This window comes from Micrococcus sp. ACRRV (assembly GCF_022346985.1).
GTDB classification, from domain to species: Bacteria; Actinomycetota; Actinomycetes; order Actinomycetales; family Micrococcaceae; genus Micrococcus; species Micrococcus porci.
In genome coordinates this window covers 1-4,597 of the sequence record NZ_JAKRNH010000145.1, presented here as the reverse complement: position 1 = coordinate 4,597, position 4,597 = coordinate 1, and the positions used below count along the sequence as shown (strand labels likewise).

Below are 4,597 nucleotides of genomic sequence, written 5' to 3'. Positions count from 1 at the left end.
CCGCGCCCCCCGGGCGCGGCTCCTGGCTCGGGCACGGTGGGCCTCTCGTCGGACGGGGCGGGCTGGCGCCGGGGGCCGCCCGCGTGCTGCAGGTCCCCCAGGGGACAGCGTAGGCACAGCGGGCTCGGTTCAGGCGAGCTCGCGGGCCAGCTCGTCCGCCGGCAGGGGGCGTGTGAAGGCGCGCGTGCCCGGCTCGAGGGCCGCCGCGCGGGCCAGCGGTGCGTACTCCACCGGCTCGAACCCCATCGCCGTCACCAGGGCGGCCACGGCTGCGCGCGCCGGCCCGGGGGAGTCGGCGCCGACGCCGAGCGCGCGCAGCGGCGGCTGCGCGCGGCCGTCGCGGTCCAGCTCGTGGTGCGAGACCTCGGAGAACGCCCGCACCACCGGGGCGGTCAGTCCCGCCTCCGCCCAGTGCGCGGCGATCGCGGCGCTGCCCGGCATCGTCGGCAGACCCGGTGCGGCCGCCGCTGCCAGCCAGTCCGGGACGAGCTCGTCCCCCCACGTGTTGGTCATGTCCACCACCGCGAGCGTCCTCGGCCCGGCCAGCCACGCCGGGTCCACCTCGTCCAGCTCCTCCCGCGGCACCGCCACCACGGTCAGCTCGGTGTCCGTCGCGAGGTCCCCGGGGTGCGCCGCCTCCGCGCCGGGGGCGTGGATCGCGAGGTGCCGGCGGACCGCCGCGGGGCTGCGGGTGGCTGCCAGCACGACGCGCGGGGCCGCCGTCCCCGGGTGCAGCACGCGGATCCGGGCGATCGCCCGGGCCAGCGCCGTCCCGGCCCGGCCGGCCCCGAGGATCCCCACCGACGCCGGCAAGGACTCGAAGGCGGCGGGCTGGTCGGGGCGAGGCGCGGCGTCGTGGGGCATGTCGCCATCCCATCACGCGGACACCGCCCCGTGTTCACGCGGCCGTCACCGGGCCCTTCCCGGGCCGGGGCAGGGTGGTCGGGCATCGCCGTCCCCTCGCACCCAGGAGCCCGATCATGCGCCTTCGCCACCTCTCCGCGGCCATGGCCGCCGCCGCCCTCGCCGCCTCCGGCGCGGCCGTCGCCCACGCCGCCCCGTCCGCCCACGTCTCCGCCTCCCCCGGGGCGCGCGCGACCGCCGTCGCCGACGCCCACGACGTCCGCGTGGCCACCTACAACGCCTCCCTCAACCGGGGCACGGAGGGCGAGCTCGTCCGCGACCTCACCACCCCGGACGACCAGCAGGCGAAGAACATCGCCGAGGTCATCCAGACCGCCCGCCCCGAGATCCTGCTCGTCAACGAGTTCGACCACGACGCCGCCGGCGAGGGCGCCCGCCTGTTCCAGGAGAACTACCTCTCCGTGGGCCAGAACGGCCACGCGCCGATCGAGTACAGGTACCGCTACACCGCGCCCGTGAACACCGGCGTGCCCTCCGGCCTGGACCTGGACCAGAACGGCACGGTGGGCGGCCCCAACGACGCGTGGGGATTCGGCCTCTTCCCGGGCCAGTACGGCATGGTCATCTACTCGCAGCACCCCATCCTCGAGGACCGGATCCGCACCTTCCAGGACTTCCGGTGGGCGGACATGCCGGGCAACGTCATGCCCGAGGGCTACTACACCGCGAAGCAGGAGCGGCAGCTGCGCCTGTCCTCCAAGTCCCACTGGGACGTGCCCGTGCGGATCGGCGGCACGAGCGTCCACATCCTCGCCGCGCACCCCACCCCGCCCTCCTTCGACGGCCCGGAGAAGCGCAACCAGCGCCGCAACCACGACGAGATCCGCCTGTGGGCGGACTACATCACGGGCGGCAAGACCGCCGAGTACCTCTACGACGACGCCGGCGTGCACGGCGGCCTGCCGCGCGGCGAGCGCTTCGTGATCCTGGGCGACTACAACGCCGACCCGCTCGACGGCGACTCGTGGGACGGCGCGATCGACCAGCTGCTGCAGAACAGGCGCGTGCGTGATCCGCAGCCGCGCTCGGCCGGAGCTGCCGAGGCCTCCGTCCTCCAGGGCGGTGCGAACCGCACCCACCGCGGCGACCCCTCGCTGGACACGGCCGACTTCAACGACGTCCCCGCCCCGGGCAACCTCCGTGTGGACATGGCGCTGCCCTCCCGCAACCTCCCGCTGCGCGGCGCGGGCGTGTTCTGGCCGAAGCAGGGGGAGCCCGGCTCCGAGCTCACCGGCACCTACCCCTTCCCGACCTCGGACCACCGCCTCACCTGGGTGGACGTGAAGGTGCCCGGCGGCCGCTGAGGGACGAGACGGGAGGTCACCGCGGCTCGTCCGGTCGCCGCCGCGCGCGATACCCCGCCGGGGTCTCGCCGGTCACCCGGCGGAAGTCCCGCGTGAAGTGCGCCTGGTCGAACCAGCCGTGCGCCGCGGCCAGCTCGGCCAGCGATCCCGGGAAGCCGCGGTCCAGCGAACCGACCGCGCGGATCACCCGGGCCCGCCGGAGGGCCCACTTGGGCCCCACTCCGGCGAACCGGTGGAACAGTCGCTGCACGGTCCGGGGGTCGCAGCCGGCGCGGGCGGCGACGTCCTCGACGCGCACGACGTCGGGGTCGTCGACGGCCGCGTAGGCCGCACGGAACCGCTCGTACGCGGGATCGGATCGGGGGCCGAGCCCGGCGAGGAAGGCGTCGAGCGCCGCCGCGGCGGCGACCGCGGACTCGGCGACGTCCCCCAGGGCGGACGCCCCCGGGAACCACGCCGCGCCGGGCTCGGAGCGGTCCACCACCGTCGCAGGGTCGCCCGAGGAGAAGGCGCGGGTCCCGCCCACCGCGAAGGCGACGCCCACGGTGGAGCCGCTCCCCACGAGGGTCACGTCGAAGCGTCGGGCGGTCTGCGGGCCGGTCACCCACACGCCCGGCCCGGGCACCGCCGTCCGGTGGACTCCGCCGCGCTCCACGGTGAGGTGCACCCCGGGGTCGTCCAGGGTGGCGGTCCGGAAGGCCTCGCCGTCGTCGAGGTCGAAGCAGACCGACCAGTACCGCTCGACCCACGGGGCCAGCTCGGGGGCCGGCGCGGCGCTCGCATACCGGGCGCGCGTGTGGAACTCGTCGGGCCGCAGCACGCGGCCGAACATGTGCTCCGGTGTCGCGTTTCTCCAAGCCGGGGTGACCGCCATGCGGGCATCCTCACACCATGGACACGCAGAACGCACCCGTCGCACGCCTCGCCATGATCACCCTCGACGCACCGGACGCCGCGGCGCTCGGCACCTTCTACCAGGCCGTCCTCGGCTGGCCCGTGGCCTATGAGGGCGACGGCGTCGTCATGCTCGCCGGCCCCGGCGGAGTGAACCTCGGCATCGGAACGGTCGAGGACTACACCGCTCCTCGGTGGCCGGACACCGGCCGCAAGCAGTACCACCTCGATCTGGCGGCCGAGGACGTCGCCGCCGCCGCGGCGCGCTGCGTGGCCCTCGGGGCGACCCGCCCCGACCACCAGCCCGGCGAGACCTGGACCGTGCTGCTGGATCCGGCCGGCCACCCCTTCTGCGTCACGGACGCCGCGAACTGGGGCTGACCCCGCAGGGCCGCTGAGCCGGACCCGCGGAGACGAGCCCCGCGCAGTGAAGGGTCACCCGTGGGTGGACCGCCGACTGTGCGGGGCTCGTCCCCGGCGGCGCTCAGACCAGTTCGTTGCGCTGGCGACCCAGCCCGGTGATCTCCACCTCGACGACGTCGTCGGCACGCAGCCACGGGCGTCGCCCGTCCCCGTCCCTGCGGGCGACGGCGACGCCGGCGGGGGTTCCGGTCATGATGAGGTCGCCCGGGTTCAGGGTGACGAGCTGCGAGACGTAGGAGACGAGCTCGGCGGGGGAGAAGACGACGTCCTTCACCTTGCCGTCCTGGCGGACCTCGCCGTTGACGCGGGTGACGATCCGCGCGTCCTTCGGGAACTCGTCCGCGGTGACGAGCCACGGGCCGACCGGGGTGGAGGCCTCCCACACCTTGCCCTGCAGCCACTCGGGGGTGCGGCCCTGGAAGCCGCGCATGGAGACGTCGTTGGCCACGGCGTACCCGGCGATGTGGTCCTTCGCGTCCTCGACCGCGATCCGGCGGCCGGGCTCCCCGATGACGACGCACAGCTCGCCCTCGTAGTCCACGCGGTGGTCCTCCTCGGGCACCTCGATGGGGTCGAGGGCGCCGGTGAGGGACTGGGCGAACTTCGCGAACAGGGTCGGGTGCTCCGGCTTCTCCTGGCCGGTCTCCCTGATGTGGTCCGCGTAGTTCAGGCCCACGCAGAACACCTTCGTGGGGAAGGGGACGAGGGTGTCGTAGACCAGCGTGGACACGTCCAGCAGGAGGCCGTGGTCCTCCTTGGCGGCCTCGAGGGCCTCCCGGACCATGTCCTTCTGCTCCTGCGGTTCGGCGGTGAGGAACTCGCCCACGTCCCGGCACTCCGGCAGGGCGACGGCGCGCACCGCCACCTGCGGGTCCTGCGGGTGGAAGGACGTGAGGACGGCGGCGAAGGTGGCGCCCGGGTAGGAGGCGTCCGAGTCGGGCTGGCGGAACGTGGCGAGCTTCATGGCCCCATCCCATCACAGCGGCCCCGCCGCCGGGCGGGCCCGCCCGGCGGCGGGGCCGCTGTGATGGGATGGGGCCATGAAGCTCGCC

Annotated in this window: 5 protein-coding genes; 2 read left to right on the top strand and 3 right to left on the bottom strand. The window is 75.0% G+C overall.

Features of this window, described 5'->3' with window-relative positions; translation table 11 throughout:
- Nucleotides 1–129: 129 nt before the first annotated feature.
- Nucleotides 130–864 (bottom strand): NAD(P)-binding domain-containing protein, encoded by a 735-nt coding sequence (locus MHY29_RS11300; RefSeq protein ID WP_224355604.1) that lies wholly within the window; start codon nt 862–864, stop codon nt 130–132.
- 116 nt (nt 865–980) lie between these two features.
- Between MHY29_RS11300 and MHY29_RS11295 the strand changes: the two genes are divergently transcribed.
- The gene (locus tag MHY29_RS11295) at nt 981–2,228 is read left to right on the top strand and encodes an endonuclease/exonuclease/phosphatase family protein (RefSeq protein WP_224355603.1); all 1,248 of its coding nucleotides are present in this window, start codon (nt 981–983) and stop codon (nt 2,226–2,228) included.
- A gap of 16 nt (nt 2,229–2,244) precedes the next feature.
- Here the strand turns inward: MHY29_RS11295 and MHY29_RS11290 are convergent, their stop codons facing one another.
- Nucleotides 2,245–3,102, bottom strand: a complete 858-nt coding sequence (locus MHY29_RS11290) for a helix-turn-helix domain-containing protein (protein WP_224355602.1) — start codon at nt 3,100–3,102, stop codon at nt 2,245–2,247.
- Nucleotides 3,103–3,119: 17 nt separating this feature from the next.
- On the opposite strand from MHY29_RS11290, the gene MHY29_RS11285 reads away from it, so the two are divergent.
- Nucleotides 3,120–3,503, top strand: a complete 384-nt coding sequence (locus tag MHY29_RS11285; protein WP_224355601.1) for a VOC family protein — start codon at nt 3,120–3,122, stop codon at nt 3,501–3,503.
- 103 nt (nt 3,504–3,606) lie between these two features.
- Here MHY29_RS11285 and MHY29_RS11280 read toward each other — a convergent pair whose 3' ends face one another.
- Nucleotides 3,607–4,509, bottom strand: a complete 903-nt coding sequence (locus MHY29_RS11280; protein WP_224355600.1) for a fumarylacetoacetate hydrolase family protein — start codon at nt 4,507–4,509, stop codon at nt 3,607–3,609.
- Nucleotides 4,510–4,597: the final 88 nt, after the last annotated feature.